This window comes from Kiloniella sp. (assembly GCF_048270245.1).
In the GTDB taxonomy this organism is placed as follows: Bacteria; Pseudomonadota; Alphaproteobacteria; order Kiloniellales; family Kiloniellaceae; genus Kiloniella.
In genome coordinates, this window is record NZ_JBLWTH010000005.1 from 53603 (window position 1) to 76812 (window position 23210).

Sequence of the window (23210 nt, forward strand, 5' to 3'; positions counted from 1 at the left end):
CAGATAAAACGGATAAACAGCATCGGTGATTTTATATGAAGAAATTCAGTGCAGGGCTACAGGAACTATCCATTCTCGAAACTGAGAAAATTCGTGTCACTCGCTATTCTGAATTTCTTCTGCTCTATCTGGAAAACCTGGAATTTTCGCACCAGCGAATTTGTGATTTTGGCTGTGGCACCGGGGTACTTGGCATCTATGCCGCCAAACGGGGCGCGCATTCAGTAACCGGATTTGATATTGATCCAGATGCGGTAGATTTAAGCAAAGAAAACATTGCCTTAAATGACTGTTCTAATTTTCAACCTCATCTCATTGATGACAGTGTTATTGATGAAAAATATGATTTTATCATCTCTAACCCTGCGTCTCTACCGACTGTAAAAGCATCCGGGAAAGAGTTTTTCAGCGGAGGGATCTATGGCATCGAAATGATCCAGGATCTTTTTGATTTCAGCGTTACAAAGCTCAAAAAAGACGGACGAATTTTCTTTCTGCAAACCAGCTTGTCGTCAATCAACAAAGCCGCAAATTACGCCCATAACAAGGGCTTTAACTATAAAATCATCGGCGTCTTTCAAACGGAAATCAGAGACCACTATCAGGAATTCTGGCATCGCGTCGAACATAACCAACGCACAGGTGATGCCCATTTTGTTGAAATCAACGGCGTCCATTCCGAGATCGTCTATCTGGTAGAAGCCAAATACTAAGACGTGCACTAAACGAAAAAAGATCTGAAATATTGATCACAAGATTCCAGGTCTTTTCTTTTCCTAAAACAAAACAGACTTCGGTTTAAGTCCGTGTCCGCCGCCTTTGACCTGATGGTTTGCCCCGAGTTGGTTTACCTCGCGCAGGTTTGCCGCCGGGTTTGGCTTTGCCGTGTGCTGTTGCGCCCCGGGCTGGTCCTTCAGAAGCGCCGGCACCACTTGCAACAGATGTCCTGTCATGAGCACGACGGCGTCCCTGCCCGGCATGTGTGGTAAAGAAAGCTTTGCCACCGCTGTTGCCGTCTTTCTTTTTCGCGAAACCTCTGGCACCTGGCTTATTATCACCTGTACCTATGGGTTGATGCGCAGGAACCAGATGCTTTTTACCTGGCCCAATAAGGTCAGCACGCCCCAGATTTCTAAGCGCATCCCGCAGGATTGGCCAGTTTTCAGGATCGTGGTAGCGCAAGAAAGCTTTGTGCAAGCGACGCTGTTTCATGCCCTTTGCCGTGTGAACCACTTCACCACTGTGACGACGGATCGGACGCAATGGATTACGTTCACTGTGATACATCGCTGTGGAAAGCGCCATTGGGGATGGGATAAAGTTCTGAACCTGATCAGCCCTGAAGCCATTTTGCTTGAGCCAGACAGCTAGGTTCATCATGTCTTCATCTTCACAGCCCGGATGTGCCGCGATGAAATAAGGAATGAGGTATAGCTCTTTACCTGCCTTTTTCGCCGCCGCATCGAACATGGACTTGAAACGCTCATAGGTACCAATACCCGGCTTCATCATCTTGGACAGTGCACGTTCTTCGGTATGTTCCGGCGCAATTTTCAGATAGCCACCGACGTGATGGGTCACCAGTTCCTTGATATAGGTTGGGCTTTTGACCGCAATGTCATAACGAAGACCGGATTGGATAGAGATCTTTTTGACACCCTTGATGTCACGAGCCTTGCGATAAAGCTGGATCAGGCTTTCATGGCTGGTATCAAGGTTCTTACAAACGTCAGGATAGACGCAAGACAAGCGACGACAGACCTTTTGAATTTTGTCATCCTTACAGGCCATGCGGTACATGTTGGCCGTCGGGCCACCCATATCGGTAATCTGCCCGGTAAAGCCATCAACCTTGTCGCGTATATCTTCAATTTCCTTGAGGATTGATTCCTCAGACCGGCTTTGAATAACCCGGCCTTCGTGCTCGGTAATAGAACAGAAAGAACAACCACCAAAACATCCGCGCATAATATTCACGGAAAAACGGATCATATCCCACGCAGCAAGCTTGGCATCACCGTAAACCGGGTGCGGTGCACGGGCATAGGTCAAATCAAACACGCCATCCATTTCAGGTGTCGTCAGCGGGATCGGCGGTTGGTTAATCCAGATATCGCGATCACCGTGTTTTTGCACCATAACGCGGGCGTTACCTGCGTTACTTTCCAGATGAACAACCCGGGATGCCTGAGCATACAAGGCTTTGTCTGCAATAACTTCTTCGTAAGACGGCAGGCGTACAGCGGTTTTATTTTTATCTGCGTCACGCAGTTTCTTACGTGCTTCGGCACGATCGGGAATGTGATGAAGATCATTATCATCATCAATGTCCGTCATGTCAGCAACGGTCCAGCCTTCGGGGATTTCTTTGCGGGCGATCACTGTGCCGCGGATATCATCAATATCCTTTGGCGCTTCCCCTGCAGCGACGCGGTGGGTCAGATCAACAATGGCGCGCTCTGCATTTCCATAAAGAAGAATATCAGCTTTACTATCAATCAGGACGGAACGACGGACCTTATCAGACCAATAATCATAATGGGCTGTACGACGCAGGGAAGCTTCGATACCACCGATGACAATCGGCACATCCTTGTACGCTTCACGACAACGCTGTGAATAGACGATGACCGAACGGTCCGGGCGCTTACCGCCTTCATCATTCGGGGTGTAGCTGTCATTATGACGAATGCGACGATCAGCCGTATAGCGGTTGATCATTGAATCCATGTTACCGCCGGTTACACCATAATAGAGATTGGGTTTGCCCAGCGCCTTGAAAGCTTCTGAGTCTGACCATTCAGGCTGTGCAATGATACCAACACGAAAGCCCTGTGCTTCGAGAAGCCGTCCCATAATCGCCATGCCGAAGCTGGGATGATCCACATAGGCATCACCCGTGACAATAATGACATCACAACTATCCCAGCCAAGCAGATCCATTTCTTCCCTAGACATGGGAAGGAACGGCGCAATGCCAAAACGCTGCGCCCAATACTTACGATAGGAAAAGATATTCTTGGCGTCGATGTCCGCTTCTTTCTTCGCAAGCTTACCAGAATTAACGGCCTTAGCAGGTTCGTTATTCATAGCATTCTTAGCTAAGTTGCAGGTACCATTTTGGGCAACATTCTGGGCTTCGGGGCGGGCTTCGGGCATTACTCTGGCCTTCGCTAATTTCTCTCTGACGATTAATTGCGGTCATTGCCGCCTGGCTATTATAGCACGATCTTAAAACCTAACGATCAATGCCCAGCCAAAATCTGTTGCCCCCTTTTAACTACTTGAGCGATTAGGTCAAGTATTCCTGTTTATCGTCCCCCGCAGATCAGCCATCTATTTTCGGAAGGCCTAAACACTAAAACTTTGATAATATTGACACATTAATAATATAAAGATAAGTAATCCACACCAAGGCCAAGTACAGAGTTCAAAATACACAAAGATTTTCCGCTGTTTTATTTGACCAAGTGATAAAAAAAATTTAGCATTTGGAACACAGTTTAAAAGAGGCGGAACAATTTGCCCTGACTGTAGAAGTAAAGAGCTCTGTACAAGTCGATTAACAGGAACCACAGTTCCTGAAAGCAAATAAATAACGACTAACGGTGAGATACCGATCTTGTATTTGAGCGCTTTCAGAGCTGTTTTACATCTATCCAGGGAGGGATTACATGACAGGTTTATCCAGAAGAACCGTTCTTGCGCTTGCCGCTGCAGGCCTAGCAAGTGCAACCCTTGGCGCAACGGGCGCTTTTGCAAAAACCATTAAAGTCGCGGGTATCTATACACAACCTATTCAGCAAAAATGGGATGCACGCCTGCACGAAGCTTTGGTTGCCGCAAAAGAAGCCGGTGAAATCGAATACGTCTTTTCAGAAAAAGTTGCCAATACCGACTATGTCCGTGTGTTGAGAGAATATTCTGAAAGCAAAGTCGATCTGATCGTCGGGGAAGCATTTGGCATCAGCCGTGAAGCCCGCAAAGTCGCAGATGACTACAAAGATGTTGCCTATTTGATGGGCGATCCCTTTAAACCACACGGCGACAATTTCTCTGTCTTTGATAACTACATTCACGAACCCTGTTATCTCATGGGTATCCTTGCCGGAAGCATGAGCAAGTCAGGCAAGATCGGCATGGTCGGCGGCTATCCGATTGGCGAGGTCAACCGTCTGTTCCACGCCTTTATGGCGGGTGCGCTATCCGTGAACCCCGATGCACAGTTCAAAGTGAACTTTATCGGATCATGGTATGACCCACCGAAAGCAAAAGAAGCCGCCTTTGCCCAGATTGAGGCTGGCGTTGATGTTCTCTATGCAGAACGTGCTGGTGTTGTTGATGCAGCACGTGACAAAGGTATTATTGCCTTTGGCAACGTAAACGACATGAACAAGGAAGAAAATGGCAAGGACGTTGTTGTCACTTCTGCCCTTTGGCACATGGAATCAGCAATTGGCCATGCCATCAGCCAAGTTAAAGCGGGAACCTATTCTGCTGCTGATTATAAAGAGTGGACCATGATGCAAAAGGGTGGTGCTTCACTTGCCCCGTATTATGAATTTGACGATAAAATTCCAGCCGATGCAAAGGCCAAGGTCGAACAAGTAAAAGCAGATATCCTCTCGGGTAAATTTGTTGTTGAGATCAACGACGAAGAGCCCAAATCGACTTACTAACCGCCTTCCATCCCCGGTCTTGTTCTTTACTGAACCATTTTATGCCTGAACCATTCTGATGGAGGACCGGGGATTTTATTGAAAAAACTTAAACAGTTTTTTCGTGGAAACGTATTTAGGCGAACAGATAAAGATGTAATTATTATTGATACTTAAGCTTTGTTTGAGTATCAATCCAAGAATTATTCATTCCTTTATCGTTTCGGCTATTTCAAGACAATTCTGTTCTTGCATCTCTTGAGGCATAACATGGCTTTGCTTGCCTTTCATAATATTACCAAACGCTTTGGCTCCCTTACCGCCAACGACGATATCTCTTTCTCTCTTGATAAGGGTGAAGTCATTGCCCTGCTCGGGGAAAATGGCGCGGGCAAAACCACCCTGATGAATATCCTTTATGGTCACTACACAGCAGACCAAGGATATATAGAAGTTGAGGGGCAGAAACTCCCCGCCGGGCAAACGGATGCCGCGATCAATGCGGGAATTGGCATGGTTCATCAGCATTTTACATTAGCTGAAAACCTTACCGTTCTTGAAAACATCATGCTTGGGACCGAAAGCCTGTGGTCACTGGGCCAAAAACGCGCCCCTGCCAAAGCAAAGCTGGCACAGATGTCCAAAGACTATGGCTTAAAGATTAACCCGGACGCCCGTGTTGCTGATCTTTCCGTTGGTGAACGACAACGTGTAGAAATCCTGAAAGCACTCTATCGCGACGCCAGGGTTCTGATACTCGATGAACCCACAGCGGTTTTGACACCACAAGAAGCTGACAGTCTGTTCAAGACCTTAAAAAGCCTGACCAAAGAAGGCTTTGCGATTATCTTTATATCGCACAAGCTTCACGAAATCCTTGCCATCAGTACACGGGTAGAAGTTTTACGCCGTGGAAAAATTGTTGGCAGCATCGAAACAGAAAAAGCTGACCGAAAACTACTGGCCGAAATGATGGTCGGCCGCACCGTTGAACGCCCGGTTCTGGAACAAATGACAATCGGAAAACCAATTGTCGAACTTGAAGACGTCAGCGTTGAAGACAAAAGCAAAGATACCAGCAACGTTCCCAAACTCAATCAGGTTAATCTGAGCGTACATCAGCATGAAATTATAGGCATCGCGGGTGTCGCCGGGAACGGGCAATCAACCCTTGCCGATCTGCTTTCCGGTCTGGAAAAACCTGATGCCGGCACCTTTACTCTTCTTGGTAATGCCGTAACCAGTGCCTCGCCCGCCGATATCGTACACCGGGGCGTCGGGCGTATTCCCGAAGATCGCCATAGCTCTGGCGTGGTTGGCGAGATGATGCTGTGGGAAAACCTTATCAGTGAAGACCTACGACATGCACCCGTGTCTAAAGCAGGTGTTTTAATAGATCGAAAAGCCTGTCTGGAACGGGCCAACAAACTGATCGACGCCTTTGATATCAGATGTGAAGGCCCCGAAGCAGAAACCAAGCTGCTTTCCGGCGGGAACATGCAAAAACTCATTCTCGCTCGGGCTCTATCGCCCCAGCCTGATTTTATCCTCGCAAACCAGCCTGTGCGTGGCCTGGATGAAGGGGCCATCGCTTATGTCCATGAACAGCTTCTCGCCGCGAGAAAACGGGGTGCAGCGATTGTGCTGATTTCCGAAGATTTGGACGAGCTTTTTGCCCTATGTGACCGGATTGCCGTTATGTACCACGGCAACCTGACCCAAAGCTACGATGCGAAAACACTGACAACAGCCGAAGTTGGCTTGATGATGGCCGGACAACAATCCGAGAATACAGGTCATTCAGGGCAATCTCACTCTGAAAACACGAACCATTCGGCGACAACGAATTCTGGTAACGAGGAACAGCCCCATGCAAATTGAACCTCGGGAACACGTTGCCGCCTGGCGTATTGCCTTGGCACCAGTTGCCGCTGTCTTTATCTCACTGTTAATTGGATCTGTCCTGATCCTGTGGGTCGGCGCACCTGTGTTAGAAGCTTATAGCCTGTTGGTCAAAGGTGCTGTGGGGTCCAGCTTTGCCCTGACAGAAACACTCACGCGCTCTATCCCCCTCATCTTCACCGGATTAGCAGCGACAATCGCCTTTCGCGCCAAGTTCTATAATATCGGTGCAGAGGGACAGCTTTATTGTGGGGCCTTGGCTGCGACGTTCTTTGGCACCGGGTTAATCACCCTGCCCCCGCTATTGATGATCCCCTTCCTGATGCTGGTCGGGGCCTTGGCTGGTGGCGCGGCCCTTGCCGTTCCCGTCATGCTCAAAACCCATCTGAAAGTTGATGAGGTCGTCACGACACTGTTGCTTAACTTTGTAATCCTGCTGTTTGTTGGATACTTTCTGGAAGGCCCCTTAAAAGACCCTATGTCTATGGGCTGGCCACAGGCCGCCCCCATTATTGACGAAGGTCTTTTCCCAAGCCTTGTTGATAAAAGCCGGCTTCATTTTGGCTTTGTGTTTGCCCTTATCGGCTCTGTTCTTTGTTGGGCCATGATGCGCTTTACGGTGTGGGGCTATGAAATCAGGGCCGTCGGGCTAAACACATCCGCTGCCAAGTTCGCCGGCATTAATGTAAACACCACCGTGGTCCGCACTGCCTTGATCAGTGGTGGTCTAGCGGGTCTTGCCGGGGTCAGTGAAGTCGCCGGACTAAAGGGATACCTCACCCTCGATATTTCACCGGGATTTGGCTATACGGGCATTGCGGTTGCTATGCTGGCACAGCTCAATCCACTGGCTGTGATCCTTTCGGCGTTGTTCATTTCCATGATCTATGTCGGCGCAGATTCCATGAGCCGGGCAATTAACATCCCAACCTATATCGCGGATGTTCTGGTCGGTCTTTCCGTTCTTTCCATACTTGTCAGTGTGATGCTAACCCGCTACCGCGTGAGGTTCAGATAAAGCCATGATGGATATTCTTGAAATACTCGTTTCTGCTGGCTTCTGGGCGGCAACAATTCGCATCGTAAGCCCGCTTATTCTTGGCACGCTTGGTGAACTTATCTGCGAGCGAGCTGGCGTTCTCAACCTTGGGATCGAAGGCATCATGACTATGGGGGCCATGTCTGGATGGATGTGGGTCTATATGGGCGGTGATCTGTGGACCGGGGTTATGTTCGCCGCTTTTCTGGGCCTGATGTTCGGCCTGTTACACAGCATCTTCACCGTCTATCTTGGCCTTTCCCAGCATGTGACCGGGATTGGCATTACGCTGTTTGCCTCTTCGCTTAGCTATTACGTCTATCGTATGCTGTTGCCAGACGCGACCACGCCCCCGAAGATTGAACCCTTTCAAGTTTACGAAGTTCCTTTTCTGTCAGAAATCCCGGTTATGGGCGAAGCGCTCTTTAGCCAGACGCCCCTTACCTATCTCGCCCTGATCCTAGTGCCTATTGTCTGGTATGTACTGTACAAGACACCCCTCGGCCTTGCCGTACGTATGGCCGGGGAAAACCCCATGGCGGTAGAAGCACAGGGCATTAACGTTCTGACAATCCGGACAGGCGCCGTGATGGTCGGCAGTGCCTTTATGGCAGTGGGCGGCGCCTTTATTACCATGTCGGCCTTTGATGCCTTTTTCTTTGGCATGATCAACGGTCGCGGCTGGATCTGCATCGCACTGGTTATCTTTGCGTCATGGAAACCCGGCAAGGCCTTGATCGGCGCACTACTGTTCGCCGGACTTGATGCGTTACAGGTACGTGCACAGCAAACGGCTGGGGCTTTGATCCCCTATCAATTCTTCCTTATGATGCCCTATATTCTCAGTATCGTTGCGATGGTGATCATGGCCCGTAAAGCCAGTTACCCCAAAGCACTTCTGGTTCCCTTCCGCAGAGGAGAACGAACTTGAGGCGAACTAGACACGATGTTGGCACTTGATCTCGGCAACTGTATTTAATGAACGATAATTAACGGAACTCCCCATGTTTGATCTCATTATCAAAAACGCCCGCCTTGCTGATAGCACAGATGCTAAAAACAGCGTTGATATCGCCGTTAAGGACGACCGTATTGTCGAAATCAATCCGCATATTACGGATGGCATTATCGAGGGACAGACAGAGATCATTGATGCCAAAGGGCATCTGGTCACCGCCCCCTTTATCGATCCGCATTTCCACCTTGATTCCACGCTCAGCCTTGGTCAACCCAGATTGAACGAAAGCGGGACATTGCTGGAAGGCATTCAGCTTTGGGGAGAACTGAAACCGCATCTGACCCACGAAGCAATCAAGGAACGTGTACACGCCCTCGCCCGCTGGTCGATCGCCCGTGGTACCTTGGCGATACGCAGCCATGTGGATACCAGCGACGATCGCCTGCTTGCTGTTGGTGCCCTGCTCGAAGCCAAGAAAGAACTCGCCCCGTGGATTGACATTCAACTGGTTGCCTTTCCTCAGGATGGATATTACCGCTATGAAAAAGCGGCAGAGAACCTCAAACGTGCCCTAGATATGGGCGTTGATGTTGTGGGCGGCATTCCCCATTTCGAACGCACCATGGATGATGGCGCCCGTTCCGTAAAAACGCTTTGTGAAATCGCGGCTGATCGCGGCTTGCTGGTTGATATGCACTGCGACGAAAGCGATGATCCGCATTCCCGCCACATCGAAACCCTTGCCAGCGAAACCGTGCGCTTAGGCTTACAGGGTCGTGTTGCCGGATCTCACCTGACCTCCATGCATTCCATGGATAACTACTACGTCAGCAAGCTCCTGCCCCTGATCAAAGAAGCAGAGATCACGGCCATTCCCAATCCCCTGATCAACATCACATTGCAAGGTCGCCACGATAGCTATCCAAAACGACGTGGCATGACACGGGTCAAGGAAATGGCCGCCATGGGCATTAACGTCGCCCTAGGCCATGATTGTGTGATGGACCCTTGGTACAGCTTTGGCAGCCACGACATGCTCGAAGTCGCCCACATGGCGACCCACGTCGCGCAGATGACAGGCGTCGCCGAAACCAAAGCCATGTTCAAAGCCGTCACAGAAAACTCCGCCAAGGTGATGCACCTGCCGGATTATGGCATTGCCAAAGGCAATTTTGCTGATCTGGTGATTTTACAAGCTCAAGACCCCATCGAAGCCATCCGCCTGCGCCCTGCCCGACTGTTTGTGATACGCCGCGGAAAGCTCATCAGCACAACAGCCCCCGTTGAGGCACAGCTTAATCTGGATGGGAAAAAGGAAACAGTAGATTTTCTGAGGTAATTGTCAAAAGCCAATATTCCTTCACAGATCTACCGAGAATGCATGAGAGCTATTCGCATATGCCCTATACAAAAACCCACGGAGCGACTATACAAATAGCTGTTGTTCTTCAAAGGTTAAGAGATAATGACTGCATTCAAGGGTTCCGTTCAGAAAGCGCGGCAGAATATTTCGACTGTTTTTTCGGAAACGCCGCTACAGCATAACCGTTTTCTGTCGGATAAATACGACTGTAACGTTTATCTCAAACGCGAAGATCTGACCCCGGTTCGCAGTTATAAAATCCGTGGGGCTTTTAACTTTTTCAGCAAGGCGCTTGAGAAGGGTCATGGAGCAACAGATGATCGACAATTTGCCGAGCAGCAATTTGTGTGTGCTTCTGCCGGAAATCATGCGCAGGGTTTTGCCTATACCTGTAACCATTTCAAAAAGCGTGGTACGGTCTTTATGCCGACCACAACGCCGCAGCAAAAAATTCACAAGACCCGCGCCTTTGGCGGTTCGTACATTGATGTTAAGCTGGTCGGGGATATCTTTGACGAGGCTTACGAAGCAGCCCACAGGTTCGCGGATGAAGAAGGTGCCTTTATGGTGCCGCCCTTTGACCATCCGGATATCATAGAAGGACAGGCGACCATCGGGCTGGAAATTATGGATCAATTGGGCGGTGCACCCCTTGATACCCTGATCATGCCAACGGGTGGCGGTGGCTTAGCTGCAGGTGTGACCCAATACCTTAAAGAAGCATCCCCAGCGACAGATTTCTGGTTTGTGGAACCCGAAGGTGCACCAAGTCTGAAAGAAAGCCTTGCCGCCGGAGAGCGTATCAAATTAAAAAGCGTTGATAACTTTGTCGATGGTGCTGCCGTTGCCCTGATCGGGGAACATAACTTTGAGGCGCTCAAGGATTTTTCTGCGGATCGCGTCCTCCTTGCCCCGGAAGATCGCCTGTGCGCCACCATGATCACCATGCTTAATATTGAAGGCGTGGTTCTGGAACCCGCAGGTGCCCTGACCATTGATATTCTGCAATCCCTTGATCCTGAAACGATCCGGGGCAAAAATGTTGTCTGTGTTACCTCTGGTGGTAATTTCGACTTTGAACGCCTGCCTGAAGTAAAAGAACGCGCTTTAAGACATGCTGGTCTCAAAAAATACTTCATCCTTCGCATGCCTCAGCGCCCCGGCGCCCTGAAAGACTTCCTTTTCCTGCTTGGCGATGAAGATGATATTTCTCGTTTCGAATACCTGAAAAAATCCGCCCGAAACTTCGGTTCCATCCTGATCGGTATCGAAACCAAGAACCCGAAGAACTTCGAAACCCTGATGGAAAAATTCCACGAAAACGGCATCAAATTTCAGGACATCACCAACAATGAAATCTTGGCTAATTTCTTGATTTGATTTTATTAAAAAATAATCTTGTCTTAGTAGTAAGTAAAAAAAACAGGAATTACATTCTTAAGACCACAAGCCCAATACGATCAAGTACCCCCCGACTAAAGTCGTTACGAACTTAAAGGCAGTTTGGAAAAATTTTTCTGGCATTTTTCGGACAAATACAACACCTACTGAAGTACCAAAAATTCCACATAACCCGAAAATTATAAGAATCGAAAGGTACTTTAGAGGTAAAAAGGCCAACAAGGAAAAACCAATAACCTTAGTAAAATGCTGAAATGACATGCACGCAGCATCAGTTCCCAGAACGGCTTCCCGATGTCCTCTTGATGCTGCTATATACGTAAAAACAGCAGGGCCTGTTGCTCCGACAAAAACGGTCAAAGCACCCGTAATTAATCCAATAATAAAATCCAGATAAGATACAGCTTTGCTCCCAATAAAGTCCTTATAAGGAATATAATTATTAAAGAGAACAAAGCTACCGATAACGACGAGTAAAAGACCTTCGTCAATCTGAAAAAAAACAGCAATAGCAACGCTGGTGCCGATAATAGAACCAAGACAAAAGCGAAGAACAAAAAACCAATCAACCGACGATCTAAACTGATAAAACCGTGTCAGACTAGATGTGCCCGAAATAACAGCATGTACAGGTATAGAGAGTTGCGGAGGCAATAAAGATGCAACCAAAGCCAGTTGAATGCCGCCCGTTGGTCCAATAGCCGCATTAAAGGAGGAGACAAGGAAAGTTCCTATTGCAATGATAACAATGACATGAATTTCCACCTGTCACCCCCAAAATACCTAGCTATTCACCAGCTCTGAGACATCAATAATATAACGTTGGCGGGAACCTTCATGAACAGAATCTATGCAAACTTGCTGACAATCCGGGCTCCATCTTGGATGTAGATCGCAACGATTGTGTTTGCCAAGATCTGCCGGAGTATAAAAACTGCCAATATTATAACGTTGATTATTCTCAACATCATACAAGATTAAGAAACGTTCATTCGTAACATCATCAGGGTAAGTATCCGACAACAACCAACGACCATCTTTTGAAAAGGTCATATGCCCATTTTCCGTCAGATGCTCTTTGCCAAGGACCTTAACTTGATTGGTTTTATCATCATAAAGGTGATAATGAATATTCCCCTTATGTGGCCCCCATACGATTACTGTATCGTCGTCTTTCCAAACAGGGTGAGAAATTTGGTATTCCGATTTTTCATAATCAAAAGTTCCCAAAGCATCTGGGTCAAAATCTTTCGCCAATTGTGGAATTGGATGATCTGTACATTCCAATAATCTTAGATCGCTACCATCTTCATTAATGGTAAACAGTCGATGTAAAAAACAGAACTCATCTTCAACACGCTCTGTCCAGCGATGGATAAATAAAAATCGTGAAGAATTTGGGCAAATTTCCAAATGAGTGACCCAATGAATTGCCTTATCCATGGAAGGTACATGGCGATAATTGAACAGATCTTTCAAGCTCAGGATCAACTTATAGCTGCCTGTTTCAATATCCATACGCCAAATACCATCGTTATCTGGCGCCAAAGGTAATTCAGGCTCTTGATGTGTTGCACTATAGCCAATTGTACGATGCGTTTCTTGAAAGCGTGAATAATCAACAGATAATGCGTACTCACTATTTGGGGCTACGACATAAATAGGTAAAGGTAGTTTTTTTTCTATGCCTGTTTCCACGTTGTAAATAGTGGAACAGAAATCAGGATAAACAGTCCCTTCACCGTCTTCGCTACGTGTATTATAGATAATATGATGACCTTTGTTGCCCTCTAACCATTGCAACTGACAACCCATTTGCCAATTCCATGTCGTAGTGGAACCAATAGACATATATTTATCACCATCATCCAAGTCAAAATACCCAACCGTCGCCACCTCATTTCCAGTTAAATTCTGTGTCATCATCTGTACTTGGTTTGATAAAAAATATCTGCCAGTACGGTCCCAAACATTTTTATTATAATACCCAAAAAAATGATGTAATTCACCCTCTCCCACGCGGCGAATAGGGCAGAAATGTCGAATGGCACTAACGTTGGTCATGAATAATCTTTCACTTTTCTTATGACAAAAATATGCACCTGCCAAATTCATGACAGGTGCATACTCAAATGGATTATTTGAAGCTTACAACCTCTTGGGCCAAAGGCGTAAAATCAGTATCTGTTGCAATCAGGGTATAGTCACCCGCAGCAACTAATTTCTTTTTCACAAAGCGACCGTAAGACCATGTCGTGACCCAATTTCCCTTGCCATCAGCTTTTGGCGCAGGATCGACGGCATAAGTGATATCGCTTTCTACACCGTCTATCGTTCTAAAGACCAATGTCACATCTGAGTTTGGAACAAATCCACTGCCAGATAATTCAACTATTCCTTTTTCATCAAGTGCTAGTGGCCCTTTTAGATTAATTTCAGGGTCTGGCGTTGATGTGGTTCCACAAGCACTGACCAACAAAGTACAGGCGAGAACACAGGTTGCGAAAAGTGATTTCATAATCTTCCTCTCTGTCCATAAAGACATTATTAATCATCAAGAATTTTAGATTTTTTACGATGCTGTACGATGCCTTGATATAGGGCATAGAAACAAAACAGTAGAATTACAAAAGAGATAGGACGCGTTACCAATTGAGTTGCGAAAGCAAGGACATCACCATGAACCAGCGCTAGGGATCTTGCTAATTCGCCTTCGGCCAAAGTTCCCAGTACCAAGCCAAGTACTAGGGGTGCCCTGGGCACATTAAAGAGCTGAAAGATAAACCCAACGGCACCAACAAAAAGCATAATCGCGATATCTTCAATCGAGCTACGAATAGAGTAAGCCCCCACAACTGCCAAAGTCATGATTGTCGGCGCGAGAATTGATCGCGGCACCTGAATGATGCGCACGCAATATTTCGCAATAAATAATCCAACGGGCACAAACAAAAGGTTGGCGACAAACAAGCTGAGAATAAAGCCATAGGTGATTTCTGCGTTCAGGGTGAAAAGTTCAGCACCAGGGCGTAAACCATGTATCATGATCCCCCCCAACAAAACCGCTGTCACTGGGTTTCCGGGTATTCCCAGCGTGAGCAACGGAATCAATGTCCCCCCGGTTACAGCATTATTAGCCGTTTCACATGCTATGACGCCTTCAGGTGAACCATTACCAAACTCTTTTGGTTTCTTGGATATACGCTTAGCAGCATCATAGGACAAAAAGCCTCCGACACTGCATCCCACACCAGGTATAATCCCAACAACTATCCCAATTAAACTAGAACGAAGTAGATTTATTTTCTGGCTTAAAACTTCTGGTAAAAAAGTGAACGGATTGGAAGCATCAGTATCGATAAGCGGGCGTTCAGACTGATTACGCTTGGCAATCATATCAATTACTTCAGGAATTGAATACAGACCAATTAACGATACAACTAATGGAATTCCATCATATAAAGAAGGTAATCCTAAGGTATAGCGCATCTCTCCTGTCAAAGGGTGATTGCCGATAGTACTCAGGATCAAACCGATTGCGCCGGCAATTAAGCCTTTTTCCATCGCTCCTGCGGATAAAGATGCAATAACTGTAATACCAAATACAGCCAGTAAGAAATATTCGGGAGAACCGAACATTAAAGAAAACTCTGCTAATGGTGGAGCAATAAAAAGAAGGGCAACAACACTAATCAACCCACCAATACAGGAACCAAAAGTTGCCAATGAAATTGCGCGCGTCGACTGTCCCCTCTTTGACATAGGATGCCCATCTAACAACGTGGCAACAGCAGCTGAAGTGCCCGGAATATTCAAAAGAATTGCGCTAATTGAACCACTATAAGTAGAAGAGAGGTAAATACCGCCTAGCATAGCCAAACCGACTTGCGGCGGCATAGAAAATGTTACCGGAATAAGCAAAGCAACACCCATCGTACTGCTTAATCCCGGCAGAACCCCAATCATCACGCCACCGAGCACACCTGCGGCAATAGCAGCCAACATTGTAACGTCCGAGAGTGCTGATAATCCAAGCAAAATATTATCAAACATAACCTTCGTCCTTACTGTAAAAAGAGACTTTCAGGACGACTTACCGCCAAGAATTCAAAGAAAATACCGTAAAGAAGAACTGTAACGCCGAGGCTAACACCACAAATAATCAATAAATTTCGGTACCCGAGATAGAAGGCAAACCCGGCAATAAAAATTATTGTTGAAAGTTCAAAGTTGATAATTTGTATGCCAAATGCATAAAGTGCGATGCCCGTAAAAACACTAAAACCAGCTATAAGTTGATCCTTCGCCCCATCAACCACATCTCCTTCCCTTGTATTTGAAGATGACCGAAGGCGAATTAAAAGGAGTAACGCTACCGTAGCAATGAATGCCGAAAGGAGACGTGGAAAATATGACGATTCATAAGAATACTGAAAAGCCACAATCCCACTGGTGATAGCAAAAACTATCATCAATAAAGAAAACAATTTATCCATAAAGTCTTGGCGCATCACATACTCCTTTCAGGCTTTCTTTACTATTTTAATAATGAAACATAGCTCTCAACAGATTCAGCAGCTGTTTTGAGATAAGCATCAAAATCTTTTGCATTCATATAATGTAGCGGTAAGCCCATTTTATCTGCATGCGCTATAAAATCTGGATCTTTCATCACTTTTGCAAATGCATCTTCAATGATTTTTTTACGAGCAGGATCCATACCTTTAGGAACAGCAACACCACGCATTGAGGCACCGATAGCCGGCACTTCAACACCAGATGCTTCTTTAATCGTTGGTACATCGGGAAGGTATTTATACCGTGCATTAGCAAAGACGGCTAAGGCACGTAACCGACCATTTTGTATGTGGCTTGTCGCAGAACTCGCTGATGGAACAGAAGCAACAACCTGATCACCTAACGTCGCCGTAATAGCAGGTCCAGAGCCGTTGAATGAAACAAAATTCACATCGACTCCCAGCTTATCCTCAGCAACAACAACTTGTAATTGGTTGTTAGATTGAGGCCCATCACCGCCAACATTAATATTACCAGGGTTCTTTTTTACCGCATCGATAAACTCTTCAAATGTTTGATAAGGACTATCGGCTTTTACAGTCAGTACAACCGGGTCCAGTTGAATATTTGCGATAGCCTCAAAATCTGACATCTCATACGGCACATTATCGCGCAGCATTTTAACCATGAAAATCGACGGAATATTAATAAATCCAATTTTGTAACCGTCATTCTTAGCGTTTGCTAATGCCGTAAAGCCAATTTGGCCACCAGCGCCAGGCTTATTTTGTATAATAAGTCTTTGCCCCAAGTGAGGTTGAACATATTTAGCAATTACGCGTGCGGCTGTATCAGTCCCCCCGCCAGGTGAATAAGCTACAATCATCGCCAAAGGTTTTTTCGGAAAGTCAGCCGCTTTTGTTTCAAAAGATGGAAGTATTGTTGTTGCGATCGCCAAGGCTAAGGCTAGGGCGACAATTTTGATTCTACCATTCATAGAAAGGAACCTCCTGCTATATTTTAACAACCCAATCTAGGGAAGTTTGATTATGTACTTAATTGTATACATTTTAATACATTAAAGTCAATATATTGCAAGATGAGTTAATTTATCGTAACTTCTATTTTTGAAAACAATAAGTTAACGTAGTGATCATGAGTGATAAAAATAATAAAATAGAAGAGAGTAAAAGTGCCCAACCCTCACTGGGTGAATATGTATACCAAGAAGTACTTCAAGCTATTCGTGATGGACAATACCATCCTGGGGAACGGATCCGAGAATCAGAATTCACAAAATCATTGAATGTGAGCCGCACGCCTGTGCGTGAGGCTTTTCGGAGATTACAGTCCGAGGGTCGCCTCACGTTCGAACCTCAAAGAGGTGCTATCGTTGCAGAATTAAACCCGCAAGAAGTTGCAGAATTATATGCCCTACGCCAGCAACTAGAAGGCATCGCCGCTCGTTTCGCCGCTCAACATGCCTCAGACATGGAAATAGCGAATATGGAATATATCTTGGAGAAAGGGCGCGAAGCAAAGGACCCTAGAGATTTAAACCAAATCAATTGGGAGCTTCATCACGCTATCTATAATGCGGCCCATAATCGCTTTTTAATTAAAGCCTTTGAAGCGATCTCTGACTCGATGGCTCTCCTTCGTGGAGTGAAGTATCTTCCTTCAGACCGACCAAACCCACTTTATGAAGAGCACCAACGCATAATTGAAGAAATAAAAAATCGTAATCCTGAAGCGGCTGAAAAAGCAGCTCAACAGCATATAAAGCGCGCGTTTCAAATCCATTTAGAAACATCTTTTCAAGATCGAACGAACAAATAAACGGAACTAATTCTCCCCCCAAAAAAATAATTCAAAAAAAATGGAATAAAAAGAAATCCGGGCTGTAGTCCTAGTAACTTTCGAATTTGTTTGCTTGTCAGACAACGATTTTACGGGAAAAAGCTATGACGACACGCCTTGAAAAAAATTCTGCACTCGCCCAAGAAACAAACACACAAACAACCTCTGTTTCACCAGAGCTTGATGCAAGTTTAAATCACCTGATCAAGCCTGATACCCTTACCAGTGATGTGATGCCTTCTGGGGCTGCTGCCAGTGCGGATGATACTCTGGTTGAATTCGCCAGCGCTTTGGGTAATCCCGAATACTTTGCAGAGATCATTGCCGCCCTTTCAGAAGAAGAAAAAGAAGAGCTTGCCAAGATATTGGATCAGGCCCCCATCGAGACGGCAGCGGGGGATGCCGTAGCACTCGTTGGGGGCGGAGGAAGCCAATACAGCGATGACTTGGGAAACGCAATCGACCTGTTAAGCCGTCAAGGCGTTATTGATCCGACAGAGTTAGAGTTTGGTCTGACTGCCAATCAACTGGTAACAACCGACAATAACAAAGCTGACGGGATTAATACTCCCCCTGCCCCTTTCTTAAGTCTATCCCTTAACCTACTGCCCACTTCAATCCGAGATCAGGGAACCTTTAACAATCAGCCAATTACGCTGAGGGGCGGAGACGGAAATGATGTTCTGGTCGATAGCGGTATTATTGTTGGTGATGGCGCAAATAATGTTTATCAGATTACCTTTGCCCACAATCTGTCCTCGACGGAAACTATTCTATTACAGGGTTTCCCCGCCGGGACGGTCCTTAATCAGGGTACAATGGTTCCCGGAAGCAACGGCTCCGCATGGGAAGTAACTGCGCCGTTTTCATCCATTATCTTTTCAGCCGATAATGCCTGGACGGCTGGTTCCTATAATATTCTGGCAAGCAGCGGCGGATTGTCATCATCGGTCACAATCACGCACCAAACCTCTACGTCTTTTGGGGATGATCAAATCACCGGACTTGCCACCGACGATACGATCTTCGGCGATGGCACTTTCCTAAATAATGTTGTTACAGGTGATGATGTGATCAACGGCGATGGTGGAAACGACCACCTGCATGGTGACAGTAATTATTTGACGAGCTCCGTCGGAGGGGACGATACCCTGAACGGTGGTGCCGGTCGGGATATCATTTTCGGCGATGCCGGGGTCATCAGCGATTCAGTTTGTGGAAACGATATCATTCATGGTGATGACGACAATGATGACATCTATGGCGATGGCAGTTTGCTAAACGATTCAAACGGTGGAAATGATGTTATTTACGGCGGCAATGGTGATGATGCAATCATTGGGGACGCAGCGACAATAAACGTCTTTGACACGAACACCTATTCCGGTGGAGATGATATCATTTATGGTGGCAGCGGAAACGACCGTATTTGGGGCGACGCCATACATCAAAACGGCTATATCCCGGGGGTCGGGTTTAACTTTGCACTAGGCGGTAATGATATTATCGATGGCGGTGATGGCGATGACATCATTTACGGGGATAGCCAAACCTATCCAATGAGTACCGGTCATAATGTCGGGGGTGATGACATAATCACTGGTGGTCGTGGGAATGACATTATGTACGGCGTTGGTGGAAGTGATCGATTTGTATTCCGTCAGGCAGACATTGCCACCAATGGCCCGGCTGAAACAGATATCATCAAAGACTTCCGGTTTGATGATGTTATCGACCTCGGCGATTTACTCAATACGGCGCAGACAGCATCCAATCTCGATCAATATCTGGATTTCAGTCAAGGAACAAACGGCGTTAATATTAACATTGATACCAATCAGGATGGTGTTACAGATCACATCATTGTTCTCGAAAACCAAACACTCTCTAGCCTTGGTTGGCCTACTGGAACCTCTGATACTGATATCCTGACTAACATGTTGAACCATAATACGCTTGATACTCTGGCTTAGGCAGGTATGGTGCAGCAATCATTTTACCACCAGAAGATGTTATTTAATACGTGCGGCATCAATGCTTGCGCAAAAACAATTAGACACAAACATATTTGATAAGGCCCAAGCAGTTGAATTTTGAGCAAAAATTAGAAACCTCTATGCCAAAGCTTAAACGCTATGCCAGATATTTAACAAAAGATGACGACCTGGCTTCCGATCTTTTTCAGGAAACCTATGGCCGTGCCCATGCAAAAAAGCATCTCTATAACGATGCTTATGAAATGGAACAGTGGTTATTCCCAATGATGAAGAACCTCTGGATTAACCAGATAAAGCGTCGGCAAAAGGAGTTGCAGTCTCAAACCGAAATTGAAAATGACAGCATCCAGAACAACATCTGTTTTGCTAAGGAAATAGAGCACCGGTCCCTCTTGAACCGTGTGCAGGATGTTCTTAAGAACCTGCCGCAAAAAGATCAGGAAGTTCTGGAACAGATCGTTTCCTTTGGCCATAGCTATGAAGAAGCAGCCAGAAGCCTTTCTGTACCAATTGGCACAGTAATGAGCAGATTGTCACGCGCCAGAAAGCGCCTGAAAGAGAAATTACAACTCGGTGAAGAATTTATCTTTATGTTCATCCCCCCTGTGTTTTACGATCCAGAGGATACGGATACGTCTTTGAATGCTCTCTTTACGGATTCAAACTCTGCATCAGATCAGGATGACACCTCAAAGAACGCAGGTTCACCCCCTTCTGTTATGACGTCCCGTTCCAAACGGCTAGCATGGAAAAGCAAATCTGATCTTTTGGCGCTGTATTATAAAAAGCGTCAAAAGAATACACGGCGCGATCCCTATGACTATCAATTGCATGCTTCTTTTATCATTTTGGGGGTTGAAGGTCTGTTTGAAACACTTCCTGCACTCCAGAGCGAGGAAGATATCGCTTTACCTGGAACAGCATCAATTGTTCCGCAAGCAGAAGATAGAACCGTTCAGCTTTCAGAAATTCGAGAGACGCACACAGCGCGGGGGAACGACCATTCTCTTTTAGAAGATACCCAGCACCTCAATTTACTAGACGAAGAGCTTGATGATCCTCTGGCGTCTCTTATCATCACAGGCACAACAAAAGAAACTGCGTTATCCCCAGAAGACACCACCAGCCTAAGCGGGCAATCATACCACCAAAGCATTGGTACAATTCTGGAATTGTTGAGTACACAAGGCGTATTGGACCCCACAGAGATATTAAGCACCGCGGCACCAATCGACGGGACAGAAACCCAGTCTGGCGGAATCGATACATCTGATGAAACAACCACATCGGTTATTCCCTTAAGCGATTTACTGGGGTCCGGTTTTTCACCTGTGTTTACTGATCCCCAAACAACAACAAATACCGCTAGCGACGGCTTTGTTGTTGTCACCACGTCTGGCGGCGGAAGCATTATGGAAACCGTTTTAGGTGACGATCCTACTTTACTAGGTGGAGACCCGACACTTCCCATCATATAGCCCCTTTTCATAAACAACCTCACAAGTACCGTTTAAGAAAAACCTATAAACACAAGATCCCCAATCTTTGTGAACAGGATCGCTCTGTTCAAATTTCAAAGATCATTTGATAAACCTTCCACTTTTTAATTACGGATAATAAAATGAAAACAGTTACATACCTCGTATTAGGTGCATTCATCATCCTAAGCCAGCCGGCTAGGGCAGAACCATCCATCAATGATATGCAAGGGTGCCAAGCCCTCATTGATTTTCTTGATGCCAAACTTGATCAGACATCCTATGATTCATCTGATGTTGCTAAGGTTCAAGACGGTCTGGGTGCCTATAACAGCTATATCCAAAACGAAATTGTTACACCTGGACTGCTTAAATTCAGCAACGGTGATCAGGGCAAAGCCAGCAAGCTACAGGAACAAGTAGATGCCTATAAAAGCCAAGTCGTAGCAGGATATAACAAGAGATACCCGCAAAACCGTCTCTTTATGGATCATGTTGTCGCGCTAAATAATTGTACGCAAAAGGCCGTTCCACAAGGTGCAGATCTTGAAGCGCTGAAAACGTCGATGGAAACAATGGTCGCGATTTTAAAAGCAAGCTAGCCTACAAGCGCTTGCAACACACGTTATGTATAAAGCAGCCGTTTCCAGCGGCTGCTTTTTTATTTCCATCATTCGATACTGTTTTTATCAGACCACAGACATCATATAATTTTGGTTATATTTCTCGATTTATTTCTCGATTTATTTCTCGATTTATTTCTGGGGCTTTGTCAGTAACCTGTCAGCTTGCTTCACGTATGACCACCCTGCTAATACCTATAGAATTGTTCTGTAAAATAAATGAACAACTGGGTATGAATGAAAAGGTCATTACACAGGAAAGATTTATGACACCGTCTGCACGCCTAGAAGGTTTGGATTTTGCCCGTTTCATCGCCTTTGTTGGTATGGTTCTGGTCAACTTCACGGTTGCCATCGGCGCAGAAGGACAAGGGTCTTTTCTGGCAACAAACTTTGTTGGCGCGTTGGAAGGCCGTGCTGCGGCGACGTTTGTTGTATTGGCGGGTATCGGCCTTGGCTTGGCATCAAACAAAGCCGCAGATAAGCACGACTTTAATCATGACTTTAATGATCACCTGATCTGGCTCACCACAAAGCGAGCATTGTTTCTTCTTGCGATCGGCCTTTTAAACAGCCTGATTTTTGATGCAGATATTTTGCATTACTATGCACTATATTTCTTTTTTGGTGTCTTTTTCATCCGCATGAGTTCTGGTGGATTGATCTTCTCTATAATCTTCCTGATCATCTGCTTTGTGATTATGTTATTCACCCTGGATTACGATGTCGGTTGGGACTGGAAAACTTACACTTATAACAATTTTTGGACCTTCGAAGGTTTCATTACCAATCTCTTTTTCAATGGTTGGCACCCCGTTATCCCTTGGTTGGCCTTCTTTCTTTTCGGCATACTTCTCAGCAGGTTGTCACTGGACCAAGTTCAAACACAGCTACAGCTTTTTATTTTCGGTTTGATCGCCTTGCTTACTGTTGAGGGGCTATCCCTTTTCACCCTTGCCCTGCTCTCTGGAGCTGAACAGGATTTATTGGATATCGCCACGACCGAGCCAATTCCGCCAATGCCTTTTTATATGATTGCGGGTATGGCAAGCGCTTGTATGGTTCTGGCCTTTAGCTTGTGGGTAAGCTCTTTGTTTGCAAAGTCCCCTCGTTTGTCGAAAATATTTGGCTTTAAGCTTTGTAATCAAATCGGCAGGCAGACGCTTACTCTATATGTTGCCCATATCCTTTTCGGCATGGGGGCATTGGAAGCATTAGGGCTTCTTGATGGACAGAATGCATCTGGCACCACAGATGATGCAGTTCTTGCCTCTGGGATTTTTATCTTCGCGACAGGCCTCTATGTCTGGGCATATTCCAAGTTCTTCACACGTGGCCCGATCGAAAATCTGATGCGTCTCATCACCAGATAAAGATGACGGCAAGGCAAAAAATTCGGGCCGGTAGATCATC

19 protein-coding genes are annotated in these 23210 nt (G+C 46.1%); 12 read left to right on the plus strand and 7 right to left on the minus strand.

Features of this window, described 5'->3' with window-relative positions; all coding sequences use genetic code 11:
- The first annotated feature begins 35 nt into the window (after positions 1-35).
- Entirely contained in the window at positions 36-713 is a 678-nt protein-coding gene (locus ACN0W5_RS12505; RefSeq protein ID WP_417454431.1) for a 50S ribosomal protein L11 methyltransferase, read from the plus strand.
- A gap of 85 nt (positions 714-798) precedes the next feature.
- Here ACN0W5_RS12505 and ACN0W5_RS12510 read toward each other — a convergent pair whose 3' ends face one another.
- Entirely contained in the window at positions 799-2958 is a 2160-nt protein-coding gene (locus ACN0W5_RS12510; protein ID WP_417454733.1) for a YgiQ family radical SAM protein, read from the minus strand.
- A 716-nt stretch (positions 2959-3674) separates the two neighbouring features.
- Between ACN0W5_RS12510 and ACN0W5_RS12515 the strand changes: the two genes are divergently transcribed.
- The 6 genes from ACN0W5_RS12515 to ilvA all read left to right on the plus strand — a co-directional run bounded on the left by ACN0W5_RS12515 (position 3675) and on the right by ilvA (position 11300).
- The gene (locus ACN0W5_RS12515; protein WP_299377685.1) at positions 3675-4679 is read left to right on the plus strand and encodes a BMP family protein; all 1005 of its coding nucleotides are present in this window, start codon (positions 3675-3677) and stop codon (positions 4677-4679) included.
- A 249-nt stretch (positions 4680-4928) separates the two neighbouring features.
- Positions 4929-6539, plus strand: a complete 1611-nt coding sequence (locus ACN0W5_RS12520) for an ABC transporter ATP-binding protein (protein WP_417454432.1) — start codon at positions 4929-4931, stop codon at positions 6537-6539.
- Positions 6529-7578, plus strand: a complete 1050-nt coding sequence (locus ACN0W5_RS12525) for an ABC transporter permease (protein ID WP_417454433.1) — start codon at positions 6529-6531, stop codon at positions 7576-7578. Before ACN0W5_RS12520 ends, ACN0W5_RS12525 begins: the two co-directional genes overlap by 11 nt.
- 4 nt (positions 7579-7582) lie before the next feature.
- The gene (locus tag ACN0W5_RS12530; protein ID WP_417433367.1) at positions 7583-8530 is read left to right on the plus strand and encodes an ABC transporter permease; all 948 of its coding nucleotides are present in this window, start codon (positions 7583-7585) and stop codon (positions 8528-8530) included.
- 73 nt (positions 8531-8603) lie between these two features.
- Entirely contained in the window at positions 8604-9896 is a 1293-nt protein-coding gene (locus ACN0W5_RS12535; RefSeq protein ID WP_417454434.1) for an amidohydrolase family protein, read from the plus strand.
- Between the two features lie 126 nt (positions 9897-10022).
- Positions 10023-11300, plus strand: coding sequence for a threonine ammonia-lyase IlvA (gene ilvA, locus ACN0W5_RS12540; RefSeq protein WP_417454435.1), 1278 nt, complete (start codon positions 10023-10025; stop codon positions 11298-11300).
- A gap of 57 nt (positions 11301-11357) precedes the next feature.
- Here ilvA and ACN0W5_RS12545 read toward each other — a convergent pair whose 3' ends face one another.
- Genes ACN0W5_RS12545 through ACN0W5_RS12570 form a run of 6 tightly spaced genes read right to left on the minus strand, consistent with a single transcriptional unit; the run spans position 11358 to position 16836 of the window.
- A complete protein-coding gene (locus ACN0W5_RS12545) occupies positions 11358-12086 on the minus strand; it encodes a sulfite exporter TauE/SafE family protein (protein ID WP_417454436.1) in 729 nt (242 codons plus the stop codon).
- Positions 12087-12104: 18 nt separating this feature from the next.
- A complete protein-coding gene (locus ACN0W5_RS12550) occupies positions 12105-13436 on the minus strand; it encodes a hypothetical protein (protein ID WP_417454437.1) in 1332 nt (443 codons plus the stop codon).
- 22 nt (positions 13437-13458) lie between these two features.
- On the minus strand, positions 13459-13839 hold the full coding sequence (locus ACN0W5_RS12555; protein ID WP_417454438.1) for a hypothetical protein: 381 nt from the start codon (positions 13837-13839) through the stop codon (positions 13459-13461).
- A gap of 29 nt (positions 13840-13868) precedes the next feature.
- Entirely contained in the window at positions 13869-15374 is a 1506-nt protein-coding gene (locus ACN0W5_RS12560) for a tripartite tricarboxylate transporter permease (protein WP_417433354.1), read from the minus strand.
- 11 nt (positions 15375-15385) lie between these two features.
- On the minus strand, positions 15386-15832 hold the full coding sequence (locus ACN0W5_RS12565) for a tripartite tricarboxylate transporter TctB family protein (protein WP_417454439.1): 447 nt from the start codon (positions 15830-15832) through the stop codon (positions 15386-15388).
- A gap of 26 nt (positions 15833-15858) precedes the next feature.
- Positions 15859-16836 (minus strand): Bug family tripartite tricarboxylate transporter substrate binding protein, encoded by a 978-nt coding sequence (locus ACN0W5_RS12570; RefSeq protein ID WP_417454440.1) that lies wholly within the window; start codon positions 16834-16836, stop codon positions 15859-15861.
- A gap of 158 nt (positions 16837-16994) precedes the next feature.
- Between ACN0W5_RS12570 and ACN0W5_RS12575 the strand changes: the two genes are divergently transcribed.
- The 5 genes from ACN0W5_RS12575 to ACN0W5_RS12595 all read left to right on the plus strand — a co-directional run bounded on the left by ACN0W5_RS12575 (position 16995) and on the right by ACN0W5_RS12595 (position 23170).
- Entirely contained in the window at positions 16995-17678 is a 684-nt protein-coding gene (locus tag ACN0W5_RS12575) for a GntR family transcriptional regulator (protein WP_417454441.1), read from the plus strand.
- 125 nt (positions 17679-17803) lie between these two features.
- Positions 17804-19672 carry a type I secretion C-terminal target domain-containing protein gene (locus ACN0W5_RS12580; protein ID WP_417454442.1) on the plus strand — a complete coding sequence of 623 codons (1869 nt, stop codon included), beginning with the start codon at positions 17804-17806 and terminating at the stop codon, positions 19670-19672.
- A 113-nt stretch (positions 19673-19785) separates the two neighbouring features.
- Positions 19786-21174, plus strand: a complete 1389-nt coding sequence (locus ACN0W5_RS12585; RefSeq protein WP_417454443.1) for an RNA polymerase sigma factor — start codon at positions 19786-19788, stop codon at positions 21172-21174.
- Between the two features lie 143 nt (positions 21175-21317).
- Positions 21318-21776, plus strand: a complete 459-nt coding sequence (locus ACN0W5_RS12590) for a hypothetical protein (protein WP_417454444.1) — start codon at positions 21318-21320, stop codon at positions 21774-21776.
- 287 nt (positions 21777-22063) lie between these two features.
- Positions 22064-23170 (plus strand): heparan-alpha-glucosaminide N-acetyltransferase domain-containing protein, encoded by a 1107-nt coding sequence (locus ACN0W5_RS12595; RefSeq protein ID WP_417454445.1) that lies wholly within the window; start codon positions 22064-22066, stop codon positions 23168-23170.
- The last annotated feature ends 40 nt before the right edge of the window (positions 23171-23210 follow it).